General features: G+C 68.7%; 25 protein-coding genes and 2 pseudogenes. 16 read left to right on the forward strand and 11 right to left on the reverse strand.

The window, feature by feature from the left end; genetic code table 11:
* Positions 1-59: 59 nt before the first annotated feature.
* Positions 60-455 carry a BON domain-containing protein gene (locus ACSVDD_RS28215; protein WP_448192752.1) on the forward strand — a complete coding sequence of 132 codons (396 nt, stop codon included), beginning with the start codon at positions 60-62 and terminating at the stop codon, positions 453-455.
* A 124-nt stretch (positions 456-579) separates the two neighbouring features.
* On the opposite strand, the gene ACSVDD_RS28220 is transcribed toward ACSVDD_RS28215, so the two are convergent.
* Complete coding sequence (locus tag ACSVDD_RS28220) at positions 580-1,014, reverse strand: DUF2267 domain-containing protein (protein WP_448192753.1); 435 nt, start codon at positions 1,012-1,014, stop codon at positions 580-582.
* Between the two features lie 231 nt (positions 1,015-1,245).
* On the opposite strand from ACSVDD_RS28220, the gene ACSVDD_RS28225 reads away from it, so the two are divergent.
* Positions 1,246-1,509: an Hsp20/alpha crystallin family protein gene (locus tag ACSVDD_RS28225; protein ID WP_448192754.1), complete on the forward strand. Its 264-nt coding sequence runs from the start codon at positions 1,246-1,248 to the stop codon at positions 1,507-1,509.
* A 54-nt stretch (positions 1,510-1,563) separates the two neighbouring features.
* On the opposite strand, the gene ACSVDD_RS28230 is transcribed toward ACSVDD_RS28225, so the two are convergent.
* Entirely contained in the window at positions 1,564-2,118 is a 555-nt protein-coding gene (locus ACSVDD_RS28230) for an Hsp20/alpha crystallin family protein (RefSeq protein WP_448192755.1), read from the reverse strand.
* Positions 2,119-2,270: 152 nt separating this feature from the next.
* Here ACSVDD_RS28230 and ACSVDD_RS28235 point away from each other — a divergent pair, with 152 nt between their 5' ends.
* From ACSVDD_RS28235 to ACSVDD_RS28245, 3 genes are all read left to right on the forward strand, one after another.
* On the forward strand, positions 2,271-3,146 hold the full coding sequence (locus ACSVDD_RS28235; protein ID WP_448192756.1) for a universal stress protein: 876 nt from the start codon (positions 2,271-2,273) through the stop codon (positions 3,144-3,146).
* A gap of 21 nt (positions 3,147-3,167) precedes the next feature.
* On the forward strand, positions 3,168-3,320 hold the full coding sequence (locus tag ACSVDD_RS28240; protein ID WP_448192757.1) for a hypothetical protein: 153 nt from the start codon (positions 3,168-3,170) through the stop codon (positions 3,318-3,320).
* A gap of 62 nt (positions 3,321-3,382) precedes the next feature.
* Positions 3,383-4,180 carry a universal stress protein gene (locus ACSVDD_RS28245; protein WP_448192758.1) on the forward strand — a complete coding sequence of 266 codons (798 nt, stop codon included), beginning with the start codon at positions 3,383-3,385 and terminating at the stop codon, positions 4,178-4,180.
* 21 nt (positions 4,181-4,201) lie between these two features.
* Here the strand turns inward: ACSVDD_RS28245 and groL are convergent, their stop codons facing one another.
* Both groL and glgP read right to left on the reverse strand, forming a co-directional pair.
* Positions 4,202-5,830 carry a chaperonin GroEL gene (gene groL / locus ACSVDD_RS28250; protein ID WP_448192759.1) on the reverse strand — a complete coding sequence of 543 codons (1,629 nt, stop codon included), beginning with the start codon at positions 5,828-5,830 and terminating at the stop codon, positions 4,202-4,204.
* 81 nt (positions 5,831-5,911) lie between these two features.
* Positions 5,912-7,618 carry an alpha-glucan family phosphorylase gene (gene glgP, locus ACSVDD_RS28255; RefSeq protein WP_448192760.1) on the reverse strand — a complete coding sequence of 569 codons (1,707 nt, stop codon included), beginning with the start codon at positions 7,616-7,618 and terminating at the stop codon, positions 5,912-5,914.
* Between the two features lie 150 nt (positions 7,619-7,768).
* Here glgP and ACSVDD_RS28260 point away from each other — a divergent pair, with 150 nt between their 5' ends.
* The gene (locus ACSVDD_RS28260; RefSeq protein WP_448192761.1) at positions 7,769-8,623 is read left to right on the forward strand and encodes a fumarylacetoacetate hydrolase family protein; all 855 of its coding nucleotides are present in this window, start codon (positions 7,769-7,771) and stop codon (positions 8,621-8,623) included.
* 12 nt (positions 8,624-8,635) lie between these two features.
* Here ACSVDD_RS28260 and ACSVDD_RS28265 read toward each other — a convergent pair whose 3' ends face one another.
* Entirely contained in the window at positions 8,636-9,139 is a 504-nt protein-coding gene (locus ACSVDD_RS28265; RefSeq protein WP_448192762.1) for a BCAM0308 family protein, read from the reverse strand.
* Positions 9,140-9,286: 147 nt separating this feature from the next.
* Between ACSVDD_RS28265 and ppsA the strand changes: the two genes are divergently transcribed.
* From ppsA to ACSVDD_RS28295, 6 genes are all read left to right on the forward strand, one after another.
* On the forward strand, positions 9,287-11,719 hold the full coding sequence (gene ppsA / locus ACSVDD_RS28270; RefSeq protein ID WP_448192763.1) for a phosphoenolpyruvate synthase: 2,433 nt from the start codon (positions 9,287-9,289) through the stop codon (positions 11,717-11,719).
* A complete protein-coding gene (locus ACSVDD_RS28275) occupies positions 11,716-12,294 on the forward strand; it encodes an NAD(P)H-dependent oxidoreductase (RefSeq protein WP_448192764.1) in 579 nt (192 codons plus the stop codon). Before ppsA ends, ACSVDD_RS28275 begins: the two co-directional genes overlap by 4 nt.
* Positions 12,295-12,533: 239 nt before the next feature.
* Positions 12,534-13,202 (forward strand): ABC transporter ATP-binding protein, encoded by a 669-nt coding sequence (locus ACSVDD_RS28280; RefSeq protein WP_448192765.1) that lies wholly within the window; start codon positions 12,534-12,536, stop codon positions 13,200-13,202.
* Between the two features lie 7 nt (positions 13,203-13,209).
* Positions 13,210-15,573 carry an ABC transporter permease gene (locus ACSVDD_RS28285; protein ID WP_448192766.1) on the forward strand — a complete coding sequence of 788 codons (2,364 nt, stop codon included), beginning with the start codon at positions 13,210-13,212 and terminating at the stop codon, positions 15,571-15,573.
* Between the two features lie 4 nt (positions 15,574-15,577).
* Entirely contained in the window at positions 15,578-16,807 is a 1,230-nt protein-coding gene (locus tag ACSVDD_RS28290; protein ID WP_448192767.1) for an efflux RND transporter periplasmic adaptor subunit, read from the forward strand.
* A gap of 471 nt (positions 16,808-17,278) precedes the next feature.
* Positions 17,279-18,886, forward strand: a complete 1,608-nt coding sequence (locus tag ACSVDD_RS28295) for a sensor histidine kinase (RefSeq protein ID WP_448192768.1) — start codon at positions 17,279-17,281, stop codon at positions 18,884-18,886.
* Between the two features lie 76 nt (positions 18,887-18,962).
* Here ACSVDD_RS28295 and ACSVDD_RS28300 read toward each other — a convergent pair whose 3' ends face one another.
* The 5 genes from ACSVDD_RS28300 to ACSVDD_RS28320 all read right to left on the reverse strand — a co-directional run bounded on the left by ACSVDD_RS28300 (position 18,963) and on the right by ACSVDD_RS28320 (position 22,608).
* Complete coding sequence (locus ACSVDD_RS28300; protein ID WP_448192769.1) at positions 18,963-19,793, reverse strand: trypsin-like peptidase domain-containing protein; 831 nt, start codon at positions 19,791-19,793, stop codon at positions 18,963-18,965.
* A 26-nt stretch (positions 19,794-19,819) separates the two neighbouring features.
* The gene (locus ACSVDD_RS28305; RefSeq protein ID WP_448192770.1) at positions 19,820-19,963 is read right to left on the reverse strand and encodes a hypothetical protein; all 144 of its coding nucleotides are present in this window, start codon (positions 19,961-19,963) and stop codon (positions 19,820-19,822) included.
* Between the two features lie 101 nt (positions 19,964-20,064).
* Positions 20,065-21,051, reverse strand: a complete 987-nt coding sequence (locus ACSVDD_RS28310; RefSeq protein WP_448192771.1) for a zinc-dependent alcohol dehydrogenase family protein — start codon at positions 21,049-21,051, stop codon at positions 20,065-20,067.
* A 96-nt stretch (positions 21,052-21,147) separates the two neighbouring features.
* Positions 21,148-21,348 (reverse strand): hypothetical protein, encoded by a 201-nt coding sequence (locus ACSVDD_RS28315; protein WP_448192772.1) that lies wholly within the window; start codon positions 21,346-21,348, stop codon positions 21,148-21,150.
* Between the two features lie 27 nt (positions 21,349-21,375).
* Positions 21,376-22,608 (reverse strand): MBL fold metallo-hydrolase, encoded by a 1,233-nt coding sequence (locus ACSVDD_RS28320; RefSeq protein ID WP_448192773.1) that lies wholly within the window; start codon positions 22,606-22,608, stop codon positions 21,376-21,378.
* 207 nt (positions 22,609-22,815) lie between these two features.
* Here ACSVDD_RS28320 and ACSVDD_RS28325 point away from each other — a divergent pair, with 207 nt between their 5' ends.
* Positions 22,816-23,997, forward strand: coding sequence for an IS110 family RNA-guided transposase (locus ACSVDD_RS28325; RefSeq protein ID WP_448192774.1), 1,182 nt, complete (start codon positions 22,816-22,818; stop codon positions 23,995-23,997).
* A gap of 478 nt (positions 23,998-24,475) precedes the next feature.
* Here ACSVDD_RS28325 and ACSVDD_RS28330 read toward each other — a convergent pair.
* A pseudogene (locus ACSVDD_RS28330) lies at positions 24,476-24,835 on the reverse strand (transposase); the annotation flags it as partial.
* A 311-nt stretch (positions 24,836-25,146) separates the two neighbouring features.
* On the opposite strand from ACSVDD_RS28330, the gene ACSVDD_RS28335 reads away from it, so the two are divergent.
* From ACSVDD_RS28335 to ACSVDD_RS28345, 3 genes and pseudogenes are all read left to right on the forward strand, one after another.
* Entirely contained in the window at positions 25,147-25,713 is a 567-nt protein-coding gene (locus tag ACSVDD_RS28335) for a recombinase family protein (RefSeq protein WP_448192775.1), read from the forward strand.
* Between the two features lie 11 nt (positions 25,714-25,724).
* A pseudogene (locus ACSVDD_RS28340) lies at positions 25,725-25,964 on the forward strand (recombinase family protein); the annotation flags it as partial.
* 212 nt (positions 25,965-26,176) lie between these two features.
* The coding region (locus ACSVDD_RS28345; protein ID WP_448192778.1) for a hypothetical protein at positions 26,177-26,425 on the forward strand (249 nt) is incomplete at its 3' end.

Below are 26,425 nucleotides of genomic sequence, written 5' to 3' on the forward strand. Positions count from 1 at the left end.
GACGCCGAACGTCGTGACGGTTACGGAGGACACCCCCACTCGACGAGGCGGTGCGGCGGATGGAGCGTTACCACGTCAAGCGTCTGCCGGTGCTGCGCGGCGGGCATCTCGTCGGCATCGTCAGCCGGGCGAACCTCCTCCGCTCACTTCTCCAGCCCGTTCGGGAGACGGCGGCGAGGACCGACGACCGCATTCGGGAGCGCCTGCTGGCGGAAATGGACGCACAGACGTGGGCACCGCGCGCCTTGGTCGATGTCGTGGTGCGCCACGGCGTCGTCGATCTCTGGGGTGCCATCTTCGACCAGCGGCAGCGGGAGGCGTTGCGGGTTGCCGCCGAGAACGTTCCCGGTGTCACGCAGGTCCGCGATCACCTTGTCTGGGTCGAGCCCACCTCCGGCTACGTCGTTGACGCTTCCGACGAGGCGTCCGGCGCCACCGGGCTGGGGAACCGGTGACGCCCCAGCCATCCAGACGGTTGGGCTAATTGAACCGCGCCGGGTTTGTCGGAGGCCGCTTTGGTTGAGTCACGCCGCCATGGCGACGTCCTCAGCTTGGGCATAGTAGCGCGCTGTGAACCGCTCAAGCCGGGATCCGCCACATCTCCCGCAGCTCGCGGGGGAGAGCGCGCGCCACCTTCTGGATTTCACCGACGGCTACGTGCGCGGCCAGCACGTCGAAGACGGCGCCGGTGAGGCGGACCGGATCGGTTTCCGAATAGCCCTGCATTTCACCGCTGATCCGGTTATAGAAGGCCTGGATATGCCGGTCGCGCGCCGGGGTACGGACCGGGCGCCAGCCCTCGTAGTAGAAGCCCCGCACCAACATTGGAAGTTCGGCGCCCAAATGGACCGCCAGTTCCGGTTCCAGTTCGTCGCGCAGGGCATGCAGGACGCTGCGCAGAGCCCGGTACGCGAGGTGGCGGTCGTCGGTGTGCAACCACGCCATGATGTCCTTGAGCCAAGCGTTGGTTACATGGACGGTTTCGTCGAAAACCTCGACGCCCTTGGTGGTCATGGGAGCCTCCTTGCGGCTGTGGAGAGGCCAATTCTAAAGGCCCCTGCCGGGCGGGCGCTTTACGCAGGTTAAGTGCTGGACGTTTCCATTGTCCGAAAGCTGGAAGCCCTCCGTGCCGGGAGGGGCTGGCTCCAAGAGAACCTCGCCATGCCACACGCCCCCAGCAACGTCTCCATTCTTCATGCGCCGCCCGCGCACGCCAGCGCTGCCGTGTTTCCAGTATCAGCGGACATGGCGGCGATCGACCGCCTGACGCCTGCCACCGATGTGATCGAGTTCCAGCATGCCCTCGAGATTATGGTGGAGCTTCCGGGGCTCGGTCCCGACGAGGTGGAGGTCGCCATCTCCAGCCGGGAGGTGATCGTCTCGGCCGTGGTGCGTCACGTGGCGCAGCGTCAGTTTGGCGCGGTGCAGAGGGCGGCCCGCGCGCGGATGGAGAACGGGCTCCTCGTCGTTGCACTGCCGATCTCCGGTGGGCATGTCCCACGCGCATGACGAAGGGGCCGGCAACACTCGCGGCCGCCGGCCCCTTCTGCCTGGACCGGGTGGTCAGGCTTTGGCAACGTCGATGGTCCGTTTCGACGGCTTGCTGGGCTCGCTCTTCGGCATCGCGATGGTGAGCACGCCGTTCTTCATGCTGGCGGAGATGCGCTCGCGGTCCACGTTGCCCGGCAACCGGAAGGACCGCGAACACATGCCGTAACGCCGTTCGGAGAAATAGCGGTTCCGGCTCTCCTCCTCCGTTTCCTCCTTCTTCTCGGCCTTGATGGTCAGCATGTCGTCCTCGAGGCTGACCTCGACGCCCTTCTCGTCCATGCCGGGGACCTCCAGGGTCACCCGGTACTCCGTCTCGGTCTCGTTCACCTCGGCCGGCGGGACGATGGCCAGGGTCGCGGACCGGGTGTGCAGGAGCGGTTCCACATCGAACAGCGACGGGCGGGTCCAGGGCGCGCGGAACATGCTCGACGCGTCGTCGAACAGGCGCTCGAACTCGTCACGCAAGGCCAACAGGGGATGGCGGCCCGTTTCCGCCATCTCCCGGGCGGCGGCCCTGGTGGTCTTGCCTTCCTGCTTCGTCTGCACCGGAATGGTGGTTTCAGCCATGGCGTCCTCCTGCGTTCGTGATGTGCATAGTACGCAGGCTGTATGCGCCAGGAATGACAGCGGGACTTTAACCTGGATTAACGCAGGCCGCGCGCGTTCGAGGGACGCTCAAGATGGCTATCCCACCAACACGGCCCCTCCAGGAGAGCGCCATGATCAAGCACATACTGGTCCCCGTGGACGGCTCATCGCTCGACGAGCACGCGCTTTCGGCCGCTTTCGGCTTGGCCACGCTCTTCAGCGGGCATGTCGAGGCGCTCCACATCCGCAACGACCCGCGTCAATCCGTCCGGATCATCGGCGAAGGCTTTTCGGCGGAGATGGTGGACGATCTCCTGAGGGAAGCGGAGCAGGCAACCAGCCGGACCGCGGATGCCGCCCGCAGCACCTTCAACCAAGCCGTGGCGCTTTCGGGCGCCGAGGTGACGGAGCGGCCCCACGGCAACGGCCAGATCACCGCGCACTTGCGCGAAGTGGTTGGTTGGCCCAGCGCCGCGCTCGGCCGGGAGGGGCGCTTTGCCGACCTTGTCCTTGTCGCCCAGGCCCCGGCGGATCCCAACAGGATGCCGTTGCTGGAAGCCGCGCTGTTCGATGCCGGACGCCCCCTGCTGCTGGCTTCCGCCGCCACCCCGACCGATGCATTCCCCACCATCGCCGTCGCCTGGGACGGCAGCTTGCCGGCGGTGCGGGCGGTCGCCAATGCTATGCCGCTCCTCCGACAGGCTCTTGCGGTGCACATCGTGACGGTGGAGGAGGAGGACAGCCATGGCCTCGGCGGCACTCCGATCCACGCCGAGCGGATGGCCAATCACCTTGGCTGGCATGGCATCAATGCCATGGTGCAGCCGGTGCGCCGGCAGGAATGCACGGTGGGCGAGGCGCTGGTGGCAAAGGCGGAGGATCTCGGGGCCGGGCTGCTGGTCATGGGCGGCTACGGCCACAGCCGCTTCCGCGAGATGATCCTGGGCGGCGCCACCCGCCACATGCTGGGCACACCGCTCGGCTGCTCGGTCTTCATGGCGCATTGAGTGCTGGGGGAGGGCCGGGCCGTGGTCGGCAAGGAACTGGCGCTGTTTGACCTCGATCCGGAGTGCGGACACGGTGGGCGGATCGCGGTGCGCCTGGAGGGTGGAGCGTGCCGAAAGGCGGCCTTGGATGGATCATGGCTCGGCTTGGGCGCGCGCGGCATTAACCGGGGTTAAGGGCGTCTCCCTAATTCCGGTGGAAGCTGGCAGCAGTCCGGTGCAACGGGAGGAGGCAAGCCATGGATATGCGTTCCATTCTCGTCCTGGTGGGGGCGGAGCCCCGGTCCATGGCGTCCTTGGGGGCGCTTGATGTCGCTCAGCTCTTCGACGCCTCGGTCACCGGCCTGCGGGTGCCGTTCTGGCCCGAGGCCGGCTGGTTCATCGACGTCCCGCAGGAGCCGCCGACACTTTCGGCAGACACCGACACGGAACCGGGGTTCATTGCGCTGTGCAGCGAATACGGCCGGGGATGCGACTGGATCGCGGAGGACGGTCCTGCGGTTGAGCGGTTGGCCTTCCACAGCCGGTATGCCGACCTCGTCGTGGTCGGGCGGGCGCGCGAGCCTGGCGACACGGGTGCGCTGGCGGTGGCCGATTTGGGGCGGCTCGCGTTGACGGCGGCGGCGCCGGTCCTCGTCGTCCCGCCCGAGACCTGCGCTCCCTTCCGCCCGCATCGTGTGCTGGTGGCCTGGAACGAGCGGCGCGAGGCCGCCCGCGCCTTGCGCGAGGCACTGCCGCTGCTCCGCCGGGCCAAGGAGGTGGTGCTGCTCTCCGTGCACCCGGCGGGCTATGACGACGGCCCCGACCACCGGATCGTCGAGCATCTGGCCCGCCATCGCATCAAGGCCGAAGCCCGCATCAACTTCGCCACAGAGTTCGAGGCTCCGGGCGCCATCCTCGCGCAGGCGCACGCGCTCGACGCGGATCTCATCGTCATGGGCGCCTATGGCCACTCGCGGGCGTTCGAGAACGTCCTGGGTGGCGCCACGCGCTATCTGCTGGAGCACGGCGACCGTCCGATCCTGATGACCCATTGAGGCGGCGGGCGACGCGGCGCCTCAATACGCCGCGTCGCCCATGCCACCCGTGATAGCGTCCGGCCTCGCCTCGGGCCGCTCGGCGATCATCACCTCCGTGGTGATCAGCAGCCCGGCGACCGAGCCAGCGTCCTGGAGGGCGATGCGCACCACCTTGGTCGGGTCGATGATGCCGGCCTGCACGAGGTCGCAGAACGTCCCGCTCTGGGCGTCGTAGCCGAAATTCGGATCGTCCTGCGCCAGCAGGCGGCCGATGATCACGGAACTGTCCGTCCCGGCGTTGGCGGCGATCTGGCGGGCGGGCATTTCCAGCGCGCGGCGGACGATGTCGATGCCGACGCGCTGGTCGTCGTTCGCCGGCTTCAAGTTCTTGAGCGCCCGGACGGCGTAGAGAAGCGCAACGCCGCCGCCGGCGACGATGCCTTCCTCCACCGCGGCGCGGGTGGCGTGCATGGCGTCGTCGATGCGATCCTTGCGCTCCTTGACCTCCGTCTCGGTGGCGCCGCCGACGCGGATGACCGCGACGCCGCCGGCGAGCTTCGCCAAGCGCTCCTGCAGCTGTTCACGGTCGTAGTCCGAGACGGCCTCCTCGATCTGGCGGCGGATCTGCGCGCAACGGGTCTCGATGGCGGCCCGGTCCCCGGCGCCGTCGATGATGGTCGTTGCCTTCTTCTCGACGCGCACCCGCCGTGCCTTTCCCAGCATGCCGATGGTCACGCTCTCCAGCTTGACGCCGAGATCCTCGCTGATCACCTGGCCGCCGGTCAGGACGGCGATGTCCTCCAGCATCGCCTTCCGGCGGTCGCCAAAGCCCGGCGCCTTCACCGCGCAGACCTTCAGGCCGCCTTGCAGCTTGTTGACCACCAGTGCCGCCAGCGCCTCGCCCTCGATCTCTTCCGCGACGATCAGCAGCGGACGGCCCGCCTGCACGACGCTCTCCAGGAGCGGCAGCAAGGGCTGAAGCCCGGACAGCTTGCGCTCGCACAGCAGGATGAACGCGTCCTCCAACTCAGCCACCATGCGCTCCGCGTTGGTGACGAAGTAGGGGCTGATGTAGCCGCGATCGAACTGGAGGCCCTCGACGACAGAGAGTTCGGTCGCGGTGCCCTTGGCCTCCTCGACCGTGATGGCGCCTTCGGCCCCCACCTTCTCCATGGCCTGGGCCAGCATGTCGCCGATGGCCCGCTCGCCGTTGGCGGAGATGGCGCCGACCTGGGCGATCTCCTCCGAGGTGGCGACCTTGCGCGAGCGGACCTTGATGTCGGCGACGGCCGCCTCGATGGCCATGTCGATGCCGCGCTTGAGGTCCATGGGGTTGAGACCCGCCGCCTCCGCCTTGGCACCCTCGTGCACCATGGCCTGGGCGAGGACGGTCGCGGTGGTGGTGCCGTCCCCGGCCTCGGTGCTGGTGCGGGTCGCCACCTCGCGCACCATGCGCGCGCCCATGTTCTCGAAGTGGTCCGGCAGGTCGATGGCCTTGGCGACGGTGACGCCGTCCTTGGAGATCCGCGGCGGCCCGTACGGCCCCTCGATCAGCACGTTGCGCCCCCGCGGCCCCAGGGTCGCCTTGACCGCTTCGGCCAGGATGTCCACGCCGCGCAGCATCCGCTCGCGGGCGTCCGTCGAGAATCTGACGTCCTTGCTTGCCATGGCCCCGTGTCCTCATGTCGTGACGAGGACATTCTGGCGCTGGCCCGGCGTCCGGCGTTAACCTGGGTTAAACGGGGATGCTCAGCGCAGATAGGCTTCCGAGGCGTAGCGGCGCATCATGCGCTGGCTGTTGAAGCAGGAGGCGATCTTGCTGATCGACTGCTTCATCATCCAGATCCACCGCGCCCGGTCGCCGTAGTAGGTCGGCAGCACGCGGTCCTCCAGCGCGCGGTAGAGATCCTCCGCGTCATCGTCCGCCGTGCCGAGTTCGGCGTCGCCGATGGCCCAGCCCGTCGTGCCCTCGATGCACGCCTCCATCCACCAGCCGTCCAGCACGCTCAGGTTCAACACGCCATTCAGCGCCGCCTTCATGCCGCTGGTGCCCGAGGCTTCCAAGGGCGGCAGCGGCGTGTTCAGCCAAACGTCGCAGCCCGACGTCAGCCGTTGCGCCAGCGCCATATCGTAGTTCGCCAGGAACACCACCGGCACGCTGCCGGCCAGGGCCTCGGCGTGGCGGTGGATGGCCTCGATGGCGCGCTTGCCGGTGTCATCGTAGGGGTGCGCCTTGCCGGCCACCAGGATCTGGAACGGGTGCCGCCCGGCAAGGCGGCGCAGACGGTCAAGGTCGGCGAACAGCAGGTCCGGCCGCTTGTAGTCGGTCATCCGCCGGGCGAAGCCCAGCGTCAGCGTGTCGGGCGTCAGCGCCCAGCCGGTGCGTGCCTGCACCTCGGCGAGCAGCGCCGCCTTGGCTGCCCGGTGGGCCTCCCACATGGACGCATCGTCGATGCGGTCAGCGCGCACCAGAAGCTCCGGCTCGTGCAGCCAGTTGGGCAGGCATTGGTGGAACAGGCCGGCGACACTGGGGCAGGTCCAGGTCTCCACATGGACGCCGTTGGTGATCGCGTGGATGCGGAAACCGGGAAAGAGGCGCCGCGAGGTCTCGGCGTGCCGCTTGGCGACGCCGTTGACGTAGCCGCTGAGCGACAACGCCAGCCGCGTCATGTTGAGGCCGTCGGTTCCGGCGAACGGCATGATGACGTCGGGTTCCAGAAACCCGGTCAGCATTTGGGTGACGAGGTCGTAGGGGAAGCGGTCATGCCCGGCCTCGATGGGGGTGTGGGTGGTGAACACGCAGCGCTCCCGCACCCAGTCCGCGTCGTATCCCCGCGCCTCCCCATTGCCGCCGTTGCGGCGCGCCCGGCTCCGCAGCAGCTCCAGCGCCAGCAACGCCGCGTGCCCTTCGTTCATGTGGAAGGTGCCGGTCTCGAACCCCAGCGAGCGCAGCAGCCGGACTCCGCCGATTCCCAGCACGATCTCTTGGCGCAGGCGGTGGGTCGGATCGCCGTCGTAGAGGGCGCGGGTGATGCTGCGGTCCTCCGCGGCGTTCTCGTCCAGGTCCGTGTCGAGCAGGATCACCGGCACGTCGTAGCCGGAGCCGCCGTGGTGGACGTACAGCCAAGGGCGCACCCACACGTCGCGCCCGGCAACGGAGATGGCGACTTTGGCGCCGAGCGGCTGCGCCCAATGGGCGGGTTCCCAGGGATCCGGCTCCTCAAGCTGGCGGCCGTCGCTGTCGATGACCTGCTTCAGGTAGCCGTCGCGGCTGAGCAGGGTTACGAACACCACCGGGAGTTCCAGGTCGCTGCAGGAGCGAACGGTGTCTCCGGCCAGGATGCCGAGGCCGCCGGCGTAGGTGTGCATCTCTGGCCGTAGCGCGATCTCCATCGAGAAGTAGGCGATCTTCGTGCGCTGGACGAGGGTGTCGAGCATGCCAGGGAACTCCGCCATCCAATACCGATCCTCCACTGTGCGGAGGCGGGTGGACGGGGCGTTAACCTGGATCAAGGCCGGGGTTTGCTTTACGCAGGTTAAGGGCCGCTTCCCCGTTTCGGCCGACAGTGTCGCAGCCGCGACGTGTTCCGGCTCGGGGAGGGGATCATGCATCTGCTGCGCTATGGCCCGGCGGGGGCGGAGAAGCCAGGCCTTCTGTATCCGGGTTGGACCGGCCGCATCCGCGACCTGTCGGGGATCATTCCCGACATCGACTCGCAGACCCTGGATGACGAAACGATGGGTCGCCTGCGCGCCGTCGATCCGGAAACCCTTCCGCTCGTCGAGGGCAACCCGCGCATCGGTCCCTGCGTCGGCGGGGTCGGCAAGATCATCGGCGTCGGGCTGAATTACCGGGACCATGCCGAGGAGCTGAACCGTCCGGTGCCGGACGAACCCATCCTGTTCCTCAAATCGGCCACCGCCGTGTGCGGGCCCAACGACGATCTGGTGCTGCCGCCGGGGGCGGGGCAGGTGGACTGGGGGTGTGAACTTGGCATTGTGATCGGGCGCACCGGGCACTACCTGGACGTCGGGCAGGCACTGCACCACGTCGCCGGCTATTGCGTGATCAACGACATCACCGAACGGGAGCGGCAGATGGCGCCCGGCGGTCAGTGGACCCGCGGCAAGTCCGCCGACACCTTCGCCCCGCTCGGTCCCTGGCTGGTCACCCGCGACGCGGTTCCCGAACCGCTGGCGCTGCACCTGTGGGCCGAGGTGAACGGGCACCGTTACCAGGACGATACGACCGCCCGCATGGTGTTCGACGTGCCCTATCTGGTCGCTTGCGTCAGCCAGTTCATGACCCTGATCCCCGGCGACGTGATCGCCACCGGCACGCCGGCCGGCGTGGGGCTGGCGCAGGACCCGCCGGTGTTCCTCCAGCCCGGCGACGAGGTGCGCGTCGGCATCGAGGGGCTGGGGCAGCAGGTCCAGCGCGTGGTGGCCTGGAGAGAGTAGGGGGCGGGCCTCTCAATCGGCGCGCCACTGGACGCGGGCGAAATAGCCACCCTCGTCGTAGTGCAGCGTGAGGTCGCCGTGGTGGCTGCGCCGCAAGGCATCGGCGATGCGGCGGGGCAGGTGGATGTCGGTGGTCGTCGCCTCGAAGCCGTCGGCGGTGTCCCGCGTCTCCATGATGCGGCTCAGGGGATGTTCGGCCGTCTCCAACGCTTCCTGGTGGCGGATGAGGGCCAACAATTCATCGCGGTGCGCGGCGACGCGCGGACCTGAGAGCATCACGATCCCCGCCGGGCAGTGGTCGGCGATCCGGTGGCAGGCTTGGCAGACCACCTCCTCGGCGGTGACCGGCCGCAGCCCCCAGTGCCAGCGGCCGTGTTCGTAGACGGCTTGGCAGCGTGGACAGATGGCGGCGTCCGGCATCTTCAGCCGGACCTTGTAGGGGTCGTGGATGCGTTCCTGGATCAGGCGATCGCGCCGGTCGGGTTGGGGGCGATGGCTCAGTTGATCTTGCTGCATGCGAACCTCCCAGGGGGCTGTGGGGACGTCTCCGGTATGCTCTCCGCCCGGGATCGCGGGCCTTAATCTGGATTAACGCACCGGCCGCTCATCGGAGGGACGCTGTGGTGGTGAAAGCCGCAAGCACGCTGCCGTTGGGAGAGGGCCATGGCGAATCCCCGCTACATCCGTTGGTTCCGGGAACTGGGGCGTGGGGATGTGCCCCTGGTCGGCGGCAAGAACGCCTCGCTGGGCGAACTGTATCAGCATCTTGCCGCGGCCGGGGTGGCGGTGCCCGATGGCTTCGCGCTCACGGCCGACGGCTTCCGTGACGCGCTGAGCGCGGCTGGCGCGTGGGACGAGCTGCACGGCCTTCTGGACGGGCTCGGCAAGGAGGACGTGGCGCGCCTGTCCCGCGCCGCGGCCCGCGCCCGCGAGATCGTCTACGCGGCCGGCATCACGCCGCAGGCGGATGCGGAACTGCGCGAGGCGTACCGGGCCCTTCGCGACGAATACGGCCCCGAGCTGACCGTCGCGGTGCGCAGCTCCGCCACCGCCGAGGATCTGCCGACGGCCAGCTTCGCCGGCCAGCACGAGACCTACCTCAACGTTGCCGGGGAGGCGATGCTGGTGGACGCCGTCCGGCGCTGCCAAGCCTCGCTGTTCACCGACCGCGCCATCGCCTACCGCATCGACCAGGGCTTCGACCACTTCAAGGTCGCGCTGTCGGTCGGGGTGCAGAAGATGGTGCGCGCCGATCTGGCGGCGGCGGGTGTGATGTTCTCCATCGACACGGAAACCGGCTTTCCGGACGTGGTCTTCGTCACCGGGGCTTATGGGCTGGGCGAGACGGTGGTCCAGGGCGCGGTCGATCCGGACGAATTCTACGTCCACAAGCCCACCTACCGCCAGGGGCGCCGGGCCGTGCTGCGCCGGCGCGTTGGCGAAAAGCAGGTGAAGATGGTCTACCGGCCGGGACACAGCCGCGACACCACACGGGTGGTGCCGACCCCCGATGCTGACCGCGAAGCCTTCTGCCTGACCGACGAGGAGGTGCTGCGGCTGGCCGGCTACGCCATCGCCATCGAGGACCATTACGGCCAGCCCATGGACATGGAATGGGCGAAGGACGGGCTCGACGGCGGCCTGTACGTCATCCAGGCCCGGCCGGAGACCGTCGCGTCGCGTCGCAAGGCGCTGGAATTGGAGACCTTTGTCCCGGAGGGCAAGGGTGTGCCGCTGGTCAGCGGGCGCGCGGTCGGTTCGCGCATGGCGAGCGGCGCGGTGCGCGTCGTCAGGGACGCCCGCCACCTCTCCGCCTTCCGTCCGGGCGAGGTGCTGGTCGCCGACACCACGACGCCCGATTGGGAGCCGGTGATGAAGACGGCCGCGGCGATCGTCACCAACCGCGGTGGCCGCACCTGCCATGCCGCTATCGTGGCGCGCGAGCTGGGCATTCCCGCGGTGGTCGGGACGGAGAAGGCAACGGCGGTGCTGCACGAGGGGCGTCCCGTCACCGTGTCCTGCGCCGAGGGCGACACCGGCAAGGTCTACGACGGCGCGCTGCCGTTCCGCGTGGAGCGCATCGATCTCGGCAGCCTGCCGCGTCCGCAGACGCGCATCATGGTCAACCTCGGCAACCCCGACCAGGCGTTTCAGACCGCCGCGCTGCCGGTGGATGGTGTCGGGCTGGCGCGCATGGAGTTCATCATCAGCGAGACCATCAAGGTCCACCCCATGGCGCTGGTGCATCCCGATCGGGTCAGCGATGCCGCGGAGCGGGAGTGCATCCGGGCTCTGACACGGCAAAGCCTGAGCGGGCCCGCCTTTTTCGTGCAGCGCCTGTCCGAAGGCATCGGCACCATCGCCGCCGCGTTCCACCCCAGGCCGGTGATCGTGCGCCTGTCGGACTTCAAGACCAACGAGTACGCGTCCCTGATCGGCGGGCGCTGGTTCGAGCCGACGGAGGAGAACCCGATGCTGGGCTTCCGCGGCGCCGCGCGCTACGCGCACCCCGCCTACGAGGAGGGCTTCGCGCTGGAATGCGAGGCGCTGGCGCGGGTCCGCGGAACCATGGGTCTCGACAACGTCAAGGTCATGGTTCCGTTCTGCCGCCGCATCGACGAGGCGGAACGGGTGCTGGCCGCCATGGCCCGCCACGGCCTGGTCCGCGGGCGCGATGGGCTGGAGGTCTACGTCATGTGCGAGATCCCCAACAACGTGCTGCTGATCGACGACTTCGCCCGACTGTTCGACGGGTTCTCCATCGGCTCCAACGACCTCACCCAGCTCACGCTCGGCGTGGACCGCGACAGCCCGCTGGTCGCCTTCGATTTCGACGAGCGCGATCCGGGCGTGCTTGCCCTCCTTCGCCAAGCGGTTGAAGGCGCCAAGCGCAACGGGCGGCCCTGCGGAATCTGTGGGCAGGCGCCGTCGGACTATCCGGAAATGGCGGAGTTCCTTGTGCGGCTTGGCATCGATTCCATCAGCCTCACGCCGGACAGCGTCCTGCGGACCCTGCGCCGTGTCGTGGATCTGGAACGGGAACTCGGCCGGACGCCGCGCAGGCTCGAGCCGGCTGGAATGGAGGAGCCGTCATGAGGCACGTCGTCGTCTTCGCCCACCCACGTCCCGGCAGCTTCATCCGGCAGGCGGTCGGCGCTTATGTGAACGAGTTGGAGCGGTGTGGGCATGCGGTGGAGGTGCGGGATCTCTACACCATGCGCTTCAACCCGGTCCTGTCGGCCGAGGAACTGGCCGGCGAGGGACCGTTGCCCGAGGATGTCCGGCGCGAACAGGCGCTGATCGGGGCCGCCCAGGGGATCACCTTCCTGTTCCCGATCTGGTGGGCGTCCATGCCGGCGATGCTCAAGGGCTATGTGGACCGCGTGTTCACCTACGGCTTCGCCTGGGAGATGCGGGACGACCGTGCCGAGGGCAAGCTGCACGGGCGCAGGGGCGTGTTCATCACCTCCTCCGGCGCGCCCATGGACTATCTGCGCACGAGCGGGGAGCTGCAGGCGTTCACCGTCACACAGGACGCCGCGATCATGGGGCTGTGCGGGATCCGTGTGGTCGAGCATCTGCACTTCGATGACATGGGGCCACACACCACGGCGGAGCGCATCGATGCGTGCATTGCGCGCGTGCGCCACGCCGTGCGCGACCACTTCTGATGACTTCGAGCGTCGCACCCGGGACATGCCGGTGTGGGGGGATGTCTTCCGTGAGCAGGCGGTTCAGGACTTCTGGCCCTGGGGCTCCGAGCATGTGGTGCGTGGCAAGATCCTGGAACTGCTCTACTATGTGCAAGCCATTCAGGATAAACAGCTGAGGACAGGCCCGGTCGGTGAATGGGCGTTCGGCTCCTGCCACGGCCCGTGCCAGAGTTCTTGGCACGCGCGGCCTGACGAAGGTGTACCGGACCGGCGAGGTCGAGGTGCAGGCGCTGCGCGGCGTCGACCTCGACCTGTTCGCGGGGGAACTGGTGGTGCTCCTCGGCCCGTCGGGCAGCGGCAAATCGACGCTGCTGAACATCCTTGGCGGGCTCGACCGACCGAGCGGCGGACAGGTGTTCTTCCGCAACGCCGAGCTGACCGCGTTCGGCGAGGGCGCCTTGACCCGTTACCGCCGCGAGCACGTCGGCTTCGTCTTCCAGTTCTACAACCTGATCCCCAGCCTGACGGCGCGTGAGAACGTCGCTCTGGTCACCGAGATCGCCACCGCGCCCATGACCCCGGAAGAGGCGCTGCGCCTCGTCGGCCTGGGCGAGCGGATGGACCATTTCCCGGCGCAGCTGTCGGGCGGCGAGCAGCAGCGCGTCGCCATCGCCCGCGCCATTGCCAAACGGCCGGAGCTGCTGCTGTGCGACGAGCCCACCGGCGCCCTGGACAGCCGTACCGGTGTGCTGGTTCTGGAGGCGGTTGAGCGCATCAACCGCGAGCTGGGCACGCTGGCCGTGATCATCACCCACAACGTGGTGATCGCCGACATGGCCGACCGCGTGGTCACCTTCGGCGACGGCCGGGTGATCGGCGAGCGGCGCAACGCACAGCGGCGGCCGTCCGCCGAGCTGTCGTGGTAGGCCGGCCATGCGCGCGCTGAACCGTAAGCTGTTGCGTGATCTCTGGCGGATCCGCGGGCAGGCGCTGGCCATCGCGCTTGTCATCGCCTGCGGCGTGGCGACGGTGGTGATGTCGTTCGGCGCGCTGCGCTCGCTGGAGGAGACTCGCACCGCCTACTACGAACGCTACCGCTTTGCCGAAATCTTCGCCGGCCTGACCCGAGCGCCGGAGGGGCTGGCCGGGCGCATCCGCGCAATCCCCGGCGTGGCGCGGGTGGAGACGCGAATCGTCGAAGCGGCGACGCTCGACATGCCAGGTGTGGCGGAGCCGGCGAGCGCCAAGCTGCTCTCTCTGCCGGAGCGCGGCGAGCCGAACCTGAACGCGCTGGCGCTGCGGCGCGGACGGCTGCCGGAACCGAACCGTCCCGACGAGGTGGTGATCGCCCAATCCTTCGCCGACTCGCACCGCCTGAACCCCGGCGACCGCGTGCGCGCGACGGTGAACGGGCGTCTGCGCGATCTGCACGTGGTCGGCGTGGCGCTGTCGCCGGAATATGTCTACTCCCTCGGCCCTGGGCAGCTGATGCCGGATGCCCGGCGCTTCGGCGTGTTCTGGATGGGGCGCGACGCGCTGGCCGCCGTCTTCGATCTCAAGGGCGCTTTCAACGACGTCAGCCTGTCGCTGCAGCGCGACGCGCGGGAAGCGGAGGTGATCGCCCGGCTCGACGCCCTGCTGGCGCCCTACGGCGGGCTCGGCGCCTACGGGCGCAAGGACCAGCTGTCCAACGCTTTCCTGTCGGGCGAACTGGACCAGCTGCGCATGACCGGGCGGATCATTCCGCCGGTGTTCCTCGGCGTGGCGGCGTTCCTGCTGCACATGGTGATCTCCCGCCTGATCGAGACCGAACGGGAGCAAATCGGCCTGCTGAAGGCCTTCGGCTACGCCGACCGGGAGGTGGGCTGGCACTACATGAAGCTGGTGCTGGCGCTGACCGGGCTCGGCGTGGCGCTGGGCTTCGCCTTGGGCGCGTGGCTGGGCTTCGGCATGACGGCGCTGTACGCGCGCTTTTACAACTTTCCCATCCTGCTGTACCAGCCGGCGCCGGAGATGTTCGCCCTGGCGGCGCTGGTGGCCGGCGGGGCGACGGTGGCGGGCACGCTGACGGCGGTGCGCCGCGCGGTGACGCTGCCGCCGGCGCTCGCCATGGTGCCGGCGCCGCCGGTGAGCTACCGCCGCAACGCGCTGTCGCGCAGCGCGCTGGGGCGGGCGGTGGACGGGCCGACGCGCATGGTGGTCCGCCACATCGTGCGCTGGCCGGTGCGCGCGGCGCTCACCGCGCTTGGCATCGCGGCGTCGGTGGCGCTTCTGGTCGCCTCGCTGTTCAGCTTCGATTCCATCGAGACGATGATCGACGTGCAGTTCTTCCGCACCCACCGGCAGGACGCCACGGTCGTCTTCACCGAGGCTCGGCAGGACGCCATCCTGGCCGAGGTCGCGCGGCTGCCCGGCGTGCTGCGGGCGGAAGGGGTGCGCACCGCGTCGGTGCGGCTGCGCGCGGGCCATCTCAGCCGCCGCGCCGCCATTCAGGGGCTGGAACGCGACGCCGCGCTGAGCCGCGTGCTGGACGCCGAGCTGCGCCCGGTGGCTTTGCCGCCGGCCGGGCTGGTGCTGTCGTCCAAGCTGGCCTCGCTGCTGGCCGTGCGCGCCGGCGACCTCGTCACCGTCGAGGCGCTGGAGGGCAGGCGCCGCACCGCCGCCGTGCCGGTCGCCGCCGTCGTCGAGGAGTACATCGGCGCCGAGGCCTACATGGACCGCGCCGCGCTCAACCGGCTGATGGGGGAGGGGCCGGTGGTGTCCGGCGCGCACCTGAGGATCGACGAGAATCAAGCCGACACGCTGTTCCGCCGCCTGAAGGAGCTGCCGATGCTGGCCGGCGTCACGCTGCGCACCGCGTCGGTCGGGGCGTTCCGCGCGACGGTGGCGGAGACCATGAGCATCGTCCTGTCCTTCTACGTGGCGTTCGGCGGGCTGATCGCCTTCGGGGTGCTGTACAACAGCGCCCGCATCACGCTGTCGGAGCGCGGGCGCGAGTTGGCGAGCCTGCGCGTTCTCGGCTTTACCCGCGGCGAAGTGGCGTACATCCTGCTGGGGGAGCTGGCGGTGCTGACCGTGCTGGCGCTGCCGCTTGGCTGCGCGCTCGGCTACGGCTTGGCCGCGGTCATCGCGGCAGGGCTGGACAGCGACCTGTTCCGCGTGCCGCTGGTGATCGAGGACCGCACCTATGGGATCGCGGTGCTGGTCGTCCTGCTGTCCGCCGCCGTGTCGGGTGCTGCGGTCGGCTGGCGGGTCGCCCGCCTGAACCTCATCGCCGTGCTGAAGACGAGGGAGTAGCGCCATGCGCCCCGGCCTGCGCCGTGCCCTTGCGATCCTCGCCGTCGGAGTGCCGCTGCTTGCCGGGCTGGCCTACGCGTTTCGCCCGCGGCCGGTGCCGGTGGACCTGGCCACGGTCGGGCGCGGCGCCATGACGGTGACGGTGGACGACGAGGGCTGGACGCGGGTGCGCGACCTGTTCGGCGTTTCCACACCGGTGGCTGGGCAGATCCTGCGCGTGGCGGTGCGGGCCGGCGATCCGGTGAAGGAAGGCGAAACGGCCGTGGCGACCATCCTGCCCAGCGCCCCGTCCTTCCTCGACCTGCGCTCGCGCGCCCAGGCGGAGGCGGCGCTGGACGCGGCAAACGCCGCGCTGACGCTCGCCGACGCCGAGGTCGCAAAGGCGCGCGCCGAGCTGGACTTCGCGCGCTCCGACCTCGAGCGCGCCCGCACCCTGGCGCAGACCAAGACGGTTTCGCCGCGCGCCTTTGATCTCGCGGTGCTGGAGGTGAAGACGCGCGAGGCGGCGCTCACCACCGCAGAGGCCAACCGCCGGGTGCGCCAGCATCAGGTCGCCACCGCGCGCGCCGCGCTGATCGACCCATCCGGCGTGGGGCCGGGCGCGCCGGAGGGCAGTGCCGCCTGCTGCGTTACCGTGCGCGCACCGGTCACCGGCCGCGTCCTGAGGGTGGTGACGCAGAGCGAGGGCGTGGTCGCCGCCGGCACGCTGATCGCCGAGATCGGCGATGTGCGGGACCTGGAGATCCTGGTCCAGCTCCTCTCCACCGAGGCGGTGCGCATCAGCGAGGGGGCGCCGGTGCGCATCGAGCAGTGGGGCGGCGGCACGGTGCTCGCCGGCCGGGTGCGCCGGATCGAGCCGTATGGCTTTACCAAGGTCTCCGCGCTCGGCATCGAGGAGCAGCGGGTCAACGTCATCGTCGACTTCACCGACGAGCACGAGCGCTGGGCGGCGCTCGGCCATGGCTACCGCGTCGAGGTGCGGATCGTCGTGTGGCAGGGGGGCGACGTGCTGACGGTGCCGATGGGCGCGCTGTTCCGCGACGGCGGGCAATGGGCGGTGTTCGTCGAGACGCAGGGCAGGGCGCACCGGCGTCAGGTCACGCTCGGCTGGACGAACGATGCAGAGGCTGAAGTCCGCGGTGGTCTGGAGCCGGGCGAACGCATCGTCTTGCACCCCAGCGACCGCATCGTCGACGGCATTCGCGTTGCCGGGCGGGCGGTGCAGGCCCGCTGACCGCAAGGGCGCTGATGGTTCGTGTGAAGGTTGGAGTCATAGATATTTCGCGAAATGGCGAGCTCGTCTAGGGGCGGACGCCACCTTAGGTATATCTCGTAAAGCCTGGTTCCTGACCCGCCTTCTTCGTGGAAACAGGATTTTCAGAAAGCTGAATTTATCATGCCGTTTACAAATATTGTCGCTGCCTGTAGCTTTCTCTGCGTTTGTCGTTTCGATGGTGCGTGCTCTTAATTCCAGTCATCGGCGCGGGAGCTGCTGGGTGGGCGCAAATCGACAAGGGGTTGTGGTTGTCGGGCGAGCGGCGGATCTTTGCTCATGATCGGGTTGGATTGAAAGGTTGCAACCTACTATTTTTGGTGGTTTACGATGAGTTTGCGGGGCTTTTGGAAAGTTTCGCCGTGCCTTAGTCCGGCACGGCGAAACATCAGTTGCCACCTTCTCAGCGTCGTGGTCGCGGCGCTGGCGTCCATGGCCCTGATCACCGTGGTCCTGCTCGCTTGGAACATGTCGGCGCAGCGGAAGTACGCCGAGGCCGAGATGTCCATAACCGTCCGGGCCATCGCCGTAGCTCTCGACCAGCAGTTGCTCATCACCACAACCGCACTTGAGAGCCTCGCCGCGACGATGATGGAGGACGACGATCCGGAGCGACTCTATCGGATCGCCCAGACCATCAAGGCCAAGCACCCCTACTGGTCACACGTGACGCTTCGCGATGCCGAGGGGGCTCTGGTCTTCACCACGGCCGTTCCGTATGGGACACCCGTCCCGGAGGCGGCCGATCTCAACTCCGAGATCGCTGAGACGATCGTCTCGGGGCGCCCACAGATTTCCAATCTCCTCTATGGTCCCATTGCCGGCGCGCACGCCGCCGGGGTGTTGGTGCCCGTTCGGTCGAAGAACGGACAGCGTTTTGCGCTCATCGCTGTGGTAACGACATCCAAGTGGGAAGATCTTTTGCTCACGCAGCAGATCCCCTCCGGTTGGGTGGCGGGCATCATCGACCGGAGCGGCGTCGTCGTCGCTCGGACGCGCGCTGCCGAGCAATTCGTCGGCAAGCCGGCTCCCGGTTGGGTGCAGGAGGCAGTCCGGATGGCCCCCTTCGGGCAGGCGACGGGGTCAGCCCTGGAGGGTGAACCCTTGTCGCTCGTCTTCGCCCGGTCGGCGGTAGCGGGATGGACCGTCGCCTTCGCCGCCCCGGCCGCCGTGTTCGAGACACCGCTGCGCCGCTCGCTGTGGACGGCAACAGCCATCAGCCTTCTGGCGCTCGGCTGCGTCTCCCTCCTGGTGCTGCGCTATGCCCGTCGGCTTTCCCGGTCGATTGCCGGACTGGCCCGGGTGGCGGAAGCGATGCAGACGCCGGGTGCGCCCTTGCCGCCGCCGCCACGGACCGACGTGGAGGAACTGGCCTCGGTCTACGCCTCGATGCGGGACGCCAGCGTCCATCTGAACCGGGCGGAGGAGCAGCGGATGACCTCAATGCGCGAACTCCAACACCGGGTGAAGAACGACCTTCAAGCGATCCTGAGCCTGCTCGCGCTGGAGAGCAGTCAGACCGAGAGCGACGAAACCCACCGCATACTCGGGGAACTGCAAGGTCGGGTCGAGGCGCTGCGCCTCGTCCACAGTCGGCTCTACGAGACCAGCCAGTTTGGCATGGTCGAGTTGGGCGGGTACCTGCGCGAACTCTGCAAGAACTCCGTCGCCCTTTACGGACGCGGTATTGCTGGCGGAATCGGATTACGGGCGAGCGTTGACGAAGTGTACATCGACCACAACACCGCCGTCTCGCTCGGGCTGATCGCCAACGAGTTCATTACGAACAGCGCCAAGCATGCGTTTCCGCATGGAGCCGGAACGATCACGCTCGAATTGAAAGTGCCACAGCTTGACCAGATCCATTTGAGGCTGGCCGACGATGGCGTTGGCCTGCTGCCGAGCCGGACGCGATCGTCTGGCCTCCAGTTGATTGCGATGCTGGCCGAGCAGGTTGGGGCGGAGCCGGAGTGGACAACCAACGCCGGGACGTGCCTGCGGCTGTTGCTCCAGACTGAGAACGCGAGGAGGGCCGCTTAGCCAAGGCAGCCTCCGCCGTGCGCGCACCGCAACCTTTCCCGACAGGCGGCGCCGGCACGGTCTGAGAACGGCGGGGTCATCGGGTGTCCTTCTCGGACGGGGGGGCGTTCTGGCGGAGGAACCGGTCGATGGCGCGCGTCGCCGGGGTGATCGGGATGGCAAAGCCGATGCCGGTGTTGCTGATGACGGATCCGATCAGACTGTCGTTGATCCCGACCAGCTCGCCACTGAGGTTCACCAGGGCTCCGCCCGAGTTGCCCGGGTTGATGGACGCGTCGGTCTGGATGAAGGCGCCATCGGGCTCGGCGGGATTTCTCACTCCCAGGCCGCTGACAATTCCAAGCGTCGCGGTCTGGGCGAGACCGAACGGGTTTCCGATGGCCACGACGTAATCGCCCACGCGCAGGGCGTCGGAGTTTCCCATCGGAACCGCAACGAGGTCGCGTGCCTCGACCCGGATCGCCGCGACGTCGTTGGCCGCGTCGTCGCCGATCAACCGGGCCGCGAGGCGGCGCGTGTCGGCGAGAGTGACGGTGATCGCGTCGGCGCCGTCGACAAGGTGATGCGTGGTGAGGATGATGCCGTTGGGTGCGTCGATGACGATGCCGGAGCCCTGCATGAGGAAGCGCCGCTCCTCCGGCTGCACGCGCTTGGGCAGGCCAAACGTGCGGCGGAACTTGGGGTCGCGAACCAGGGCCATCTCCTCCGCCGAGAGCTGCCCGCTCGCGGCGATGCTGACCACGCCCGGGAGCACCTGCTCCAGCATGGGGGCAAGCGTGGGCGTGCCGTCCCGCGGGCCGCCGCCGACGCCCCCCAGGGTGCAGGCGCCGACGCTCAGCAGCACGGCCAATCCGCCCGCTATCCGTTGGACCAGCCGCACGATCCGGCCTCCGGTTTGTCGAAGCATGCGCTCGGCCCCCCTGTGTGCCGCCGCTACCACCCGGCCCCGCCGCACAGCGTGTGGCGGGCCTCCGCCACGGCGGTGTCGCTGCGGCTAACCGTGGCGACGACGAAGCTCAGCGGCGGGGTGATGAAACGAACGTCGTTATGATGGCTTCCCCGCGATGGCGACCTCATTAGACAACGGTCCCGCGGAAGTTCGGTTAACCCAGGTTAAAGCGCCGCTTTCGCTCGGAGCGGCCATCGTGCATAAGGGACCAGTTCAAGGTTCGGTCGCCTCACACCACCTTGAGCACCGCCGCTCCAGCCAGTTGGCCGCTGCGCAACCGCTCTACCGCATCGTTGGCCTGGGCGAGCGGGAACGCGGTGGTGGTCGTGCGCACCGGAATCCGCGGTGCCAGCGCCAGGAACTCCTCACCGTCGCGGCGTGTCAGATTGGCGACCGAGCGCACCACCCTCTCTCCCCACAGCAGTTCGTAGGGATAGGACGGGATGTCGCTCATGTGGATGCCGGCGCAGACGACGGTGCCGCCTCTAGCCACCGCCCTCAGTGCCGTCGGCACCAGCGATCCGATGGGAGCGAAGATCAGCGCGGCGTCGAGCGGCTCCGGCGGAGGCTCGTCGGAGCCGCCGGCCCACGCCGCCCCCAGCGAACGGGCGAGCGCCTGGGCCTCGCCGTCGCCCGGACGGGTGAAGGCGAACACGTCGCGGCCCTGATGGCGGGCCACCTGCGCCACGATGTGCGCCGCCGCGCCGAAGCCGTACAGGCCCAACCTCGCCGCGTCGCCGGCCATGCGCAGCGCCCGGTAACCGATCAGCCCGGCGCACATCAGCGGTGCGGCTTCGACGTCGGAATAGGACGGGTCGATGGGGAAGACGTAGCGCTCGTCCGCCACCGTCAACTCCGCATACCCGCCGTTCACCTGATAGCCGGTGTAGCGCGCCCGGTCGCACAGGTTCTCGCGGCCGGAGCGGCAGTAGGCACACTCCCCGCAACTCCAGGCCAGCCACGGCACCCCGACGCGTTCGCCGACGCGCCGCTGCTCCACCCCCGGGCCTACGGCGATGATGGTGCCGATGATCTCGTGGCCGGGCACCAGCGGCAGGGCGGGGTGGGGCAGCTCGCCGTCGATGACGTGCAGGTCGGTGCGGCAGATCGCGCAGGCGTGCACCCGGATCAACACCTGCCGGTCGCCCGGCACCGGGTCGGGCAGGGTGGATTCGACAAGCCGCACATTGGGCCGCATCAGGACCATCGCTTTCATGGCGGAACCTCCCTCAAGTCGCCCGGAGCGTCTTTCCCGTGATGCGCCGCGCGCGCCGGGCGGGCGTGGCGACGCAGCGTCCACTTGCGCAGTTCCTCAGCCGCAGCCATTGCCAGCACGACCGGCACGCCGGCCAGCCACCCCCACCAGGGCAGTGACCCGGTGGCGAACAGGGTGTTGCCAGCAGCCGCTCGCCGCGCCGATCCGGGGTCGGACGGCCTCGCGGGATGTCAGGCCGTTCGGGCCGTTGCGCAGACTGGAGAGCGCCTGTTCGGCCAATAGTGTCTGGATCCGCATGGCACGTCTCCCGATGACTGGACGGACTCAGTGTGATGACACCGGCACCGTTCTTCCCGCTTCGGTGAGGGACACATGAGGATGAGCCGCGTCGGCTTCCAGCGCCGACCGCACCTGTTGCAGGAGGTGATCGCGTGCCACGTCATCCGGCGCGGCGTCGAGGGCCCGCTTGAGCGACAGCACGACGTCCGCATAGCCGTTGTGCCAATCGCTTTCCGCGATGACCGCAGACGCCGGCAGGCGCGCCTGCGCTTCCGTCACCGCGAGCGGGTGGCGGGCGCTCATGTCCGGGGTTTCATCGAGGTTCGGCGTAGCGACGGCATCTGGAGCCCAGCCGCGTCCGAGGAGCGCATCCCGGATCGCCACACGAGCCTGCACCTCGCCATGGACGAGGAAGATGCCCTGCCGAACACCGCCCCGCGCGTCCACCCACTCCAACAGGGAGGAACGGTCGGCATGCCCGGAGTAGACGTCGAGGGAACGGATCCGGGCGCGCACCTCCACCTCCTCACCGTGGATGCGCACGCGTGCCACGCCGTGCTGAAGCATGTGGCCGAGCGTGCCGGGCGCCTGATAGCCGACCAGCAGCACCGTGCACCCCGGCCGCCAGAGTTGGTTCTTCAGATGGTGGCGGATGCGCCCCGCGTCGCACATGCCGCTGGCCGCCAAGATGATCGTCCCACTGGAGACAGCGTTAGGCCGCTTGCTCTCCTCCACACTCTCCACGATGTGGAGATTGGGGCGCACGAACGGGGCGCCGCTTCCGTCGAGATCGCGGAGGTGCTTGCGGAAGAAGCCGGTCACCGCGCTTGCCAGCGGCGAGTCGAGGAAGATCTCGACCGGCGGCAGCTGCCCGGTGTCGAACAGGCTGTTCAGGTTGTAGAGCAACTCCTGGATGCGCTCCACCGCGAACACGGGGATCAACAGGTTGCCCCCGGCGCGCAGTGCCCTCCCCACCTCGTCGCGCAGGAGCGCGTGGCGGGCTTCCGCATCGGTATCGAACCGCTCACGGTCGCCGTAGGTGGTCTCCAGCACCAACCCGTCCGGCTGCGTGGGGGCGTCGTCGTCGCCGTGGAACGCCTTGCCGCCCGGCCCGATGTCTCCCGAGAACAGCAGGCGCGTGCCGCCCTTGTGCGAGACGACCTCCACCTCGACCGAGGCCGAACCCGAACCCGAACCCAAAATGTGCCCGGCCTGCCAGAAGCGGGCGCGTATGCCGGGGATGACATTGATCCAGTCGCCGTACTCGGCGGCCTTCAAGCGGGTGAGGGTGGATCGTGTCCCAAGTCGTGGTGTAAGAGCCGGGGCACTCTTGTGGTCTCCGGCGTGTCTGGCCGGATGGGTCAGGCGGCCACGGCGGGTCGGCTGACGAGGGGATCATCGCCGAGCGGGGCGATGGTTTCCAGATGCTATGGGAGCGCCGGGGGAGGACCCGCTGGCGCACTTCGCCATGATGGAGACGCTCCCATGCAGCAGCAGCCCGACCTTGGCCGCGCGACGGCCGCCTTCATTCCGGATGAGACTCTTGTCGTTGTTGTCGAGATGAGCCGCTCCACATGGCTGGTCGCCGGGCTTCTGCCGGGCGTCGACCGCCGTCCTCTCAAAAAACTCACGCCGGACGAACATGACCTGATGCGGCTGCTGGACAGCTGGCGCCAGGAAGCCTTTGCCGCCGGCCGGACGATCACGCGCGTGGTGCTCGCCTACGAAGCTGGACGGGACGGGTTCTGGCTGGCCCGGTGGTTGCGAAGCCGAGGAATCGACGCCCACGTTATCCATGCGAGCAGCGTCACCGTGTCCCGTGATCGGCGTCGCGCGAAAGCCGATCGCCTCGACACCGCGCTTCTCATGCGCGTCCTGCTGGGCTGGCTGCGCGGCGAACCGGGGCATTGCACGATGGCGGCCGTGCCGGGGATCGAGGACGAGGACGCCAAGCGCCCGACGCGGGAGCGCGAGAACCTTGTCGCCGAGCGCACCCGCCTGGTGAACCGGATGAAGGCCGCCTTCGCCCGTCTGGGCATCCGGGACGTCAACCCGACACTGCGCAAGACGGCCGAGCGGCTCGACACGGTGCGCACCCCGGAGGGCGTCGGGATACCCGCGAACGCCCTGGCGGAGATGCGCCGTGATGTGGCGCGGCTGCGGCTTGTGGACGAGCAGATCGCTGAGATCGAGCAGGCGCGGCCGCACCGGCTGGCGGAGGCCAATCCGCACCGCAGCCATGCCGACGTCATGGTCCATACGCTGTCGCGTGTCGTGGGCATCGGCGTGGAGACGGCCGACATGCTGGTCCAAGAGATCCTGCTTCGCGATCTGCGCGACCGCCGAGCGGTTGCCCGCTATGCCGGGTTGACCGGGTCTCCCGACGAGAGTGGCGCGCGCCGGCGCGAACGCGGGTTGTCGCGGGCCGGCAACGCCCGGGTCCGCCGGGGCATGGTTCAACTGGCGTGGCGCTTTCTGGTCTTCCAGAAGGAGAGCGCCCTGGTGAAGTGGTACCGGGAGCGCACGGCCGACGGGCGGGGCCGCACGCGCATGGCGATGATTGTTGCGCTCGCCCGCAAGTTGCTGATCGCGTTGTGGCACATGGTGAGGACTGGTGAGGTGCCCGAGGGCGTCCGCCTCCGGCCGGATACCGCGGCGGCGGCGTAGGTCCGGACCGGGGGTGGGCGACGTTCCCGCTTCCCGGTCCTGGCGCGTCCGAGGTGGCGGCAGCCCGGTACATGACGTGGTTCCAACACCGCTTTCCAGATAGGGACCGCCGCCCCGGAGCTTGGTTGTCGATGCGGATGCCTGCATCATGGTTCGGGCTTCGTCACAGGCCCACCGAATACAAGGTCGCAGCGCACCTCGTGCGCCCCGCAAACCGGCTCCACCTCCGACCGCTTCGCCCCGCCCGACCTGGACGATCGGCGCCGTGCTCAGGGCCGTCAAGGACGCTTCGCGCCGCGGCGCGGTGCCCTCCGGGCCTCCTTGACCGCCCTTGCGCGCGGCGCAGCAGGGAAATCAGGCCGGGACGAAGGAATGGTCCTTCCCGGCCGAACAAAGGAATGGAGCCATTGATGCGACCCTCTTGACTTCGGAATTCCCATACAAGCGTCATATAGCGCGCCCGCTGGACGGCCCACTAGTCATTCTGCTCCAGGAGGATGGCACCGATGAGGCGGGTAATCGCCTCATCGTTCGGGAAAATGCCCACGACCTCGGTGCGTCGCTTGATCTCGCCGTTGAGCCGTTCAATCGGGTTTGTCGAGTGGATCTTGGCCCGATGCCCCTTGGGAAAGGTCATGTAGGCCAGAACATCTTCTTCCGCCTCATCCATCAGCACCGCCAGCTTCGGCAGCTTGCCCCGGACCTGATCGGCCACTTGCCGCCACTGCGCACGAGCGGAGGCTGCATCGTCCTGGGCAAAGGCGGTCGCAATGAAGGCGGCGACGACGCGCCGGCCGCTCTTGCCGGCATGAGCGAGGGCTGTCCTGGAAAAATGCACGATCCGAACGCAATCGACCGAATCCACTTCACGGCTACGCTGGCGTTTGCTTGGCCGCACTTGGCCAAACCGCGCCACCGTCGCCGGTGACCGCCGTGGCGGTCTGTTGGGCGGACACCTCCACCACCGAGGTGCCCGCCCATGCCGCGCCATCGACACCCCCCGACGCCAGCGACCTGGGCCATCCGCTCCGTCTTCGTCCGGACCCGCGACGGGCCGGATCGGCTGGCCGACACCTACCGCCGTCTTCTTGCCCCCATCGCGACATCACGGCCGGCGGCGACCGCCGGCCCGGCCGAGGGAGAAGCATCATGCACGCCGCCGTCTATGCCCGCGTCTCCACCGAACGCCAGGAGCGCCAGCAGACCATCGACAGCCAGCTCGTCGCCCTGCGCGCCTGGGCCGAGTCCAACGGCCACGACCTGAACGACACCCATGTCTTCCGCGATGAAGGCTACAGCGGCGCCCGGCTCGATCGGCCGGGGCTGGATGCCTTGCGCGATGCTGTGCGCGATGGCGAGGTCGACATCGTTGCCGTCCTGGCCCCGGATCGCCTGGCGCGGCGCTACGCCTACCAGGTTCTGCTCCTCGAGGAATTCCGCCGGGTCGGCTGCGCCGTCGCCTTCCTCAACCGCGCGATCACCGACGATCCCGGCGACCAGCTCCTGCTTCAGATCCAGGGCGCCGTCGCCGAGTACGAACGCGCCCTCCTCGGGGAGCGGTTCCGCCGCGGCAAACTTCAGAAGGCCCGCGCCGGCCAGATCGTCGGCACCCACCTTACGGGTACCGTTACCTGCCGCGTCAGGAGAAGGCGGCCGGCCAGTGGGTCATCGATGACGCCGAGGCCGAAACCGTGCGCCTGCTCTACGCCTGGCTAGTGGAGGAGCGCATGACCCTGCGCCAAATTCTCAAGCGCCTGAACTTCGGGCCCTGGTTCCCCCGCTGCGGCCGGCACCCCTGGTCGCCATCGACGGTCCACCACATCCTGCCCGATCCCGTCTACACCGGCACCGCCTACGCCAACCGCTACGAATTCGTCGCGGCGAAAAAGCCGCGCCCCCGCAAGCCCACCTACTCCGGCGTCGGTTGCCGCCGGCTGCGGCCAAAGGACCAGTGGATCCCGATCGCGGTGCCCGCGCTCATCGATCAGGACACCTGGGACCGCGCCCAAGCCCAGCTTGCCCGCAATGCCACCTTGTCGTTCCGCAACAACAGCAAGCATGACTACCTCCTGCGGTGTCTGCTGACCTGCGGCGCTTGCGGCTTGTCCATGCATGGCATGACCCGGCCGGCGGGAAAGCGGGCCGAACGCCCTACTACCGCTGCGCCGGCAAGGATTGCGTGGAAACCGCCCGGGCGCAGCCGTGTCCCCGCGCCAACGTCGCCGCGCCGGACATCGAGCGGGCCGTGTGGGAGCATGTCCGTGGTCTGCTGGAAGACCCGGAGCGGCTGGTGGCCCAGTTCCATCGGTTCGCCGGCGATGCCGAGCATACCGCCGCCCACGAGCAGCAGGCCGAACAGCGGATCATGACACGCCTCGCCGGGTTGGCGCGCGCCGACCAGCGTTTGCTCGATGCCTACCAGGCTGAC

It is taken from the genome of Azospirillum terrae, from assembly GCF_053470425.1.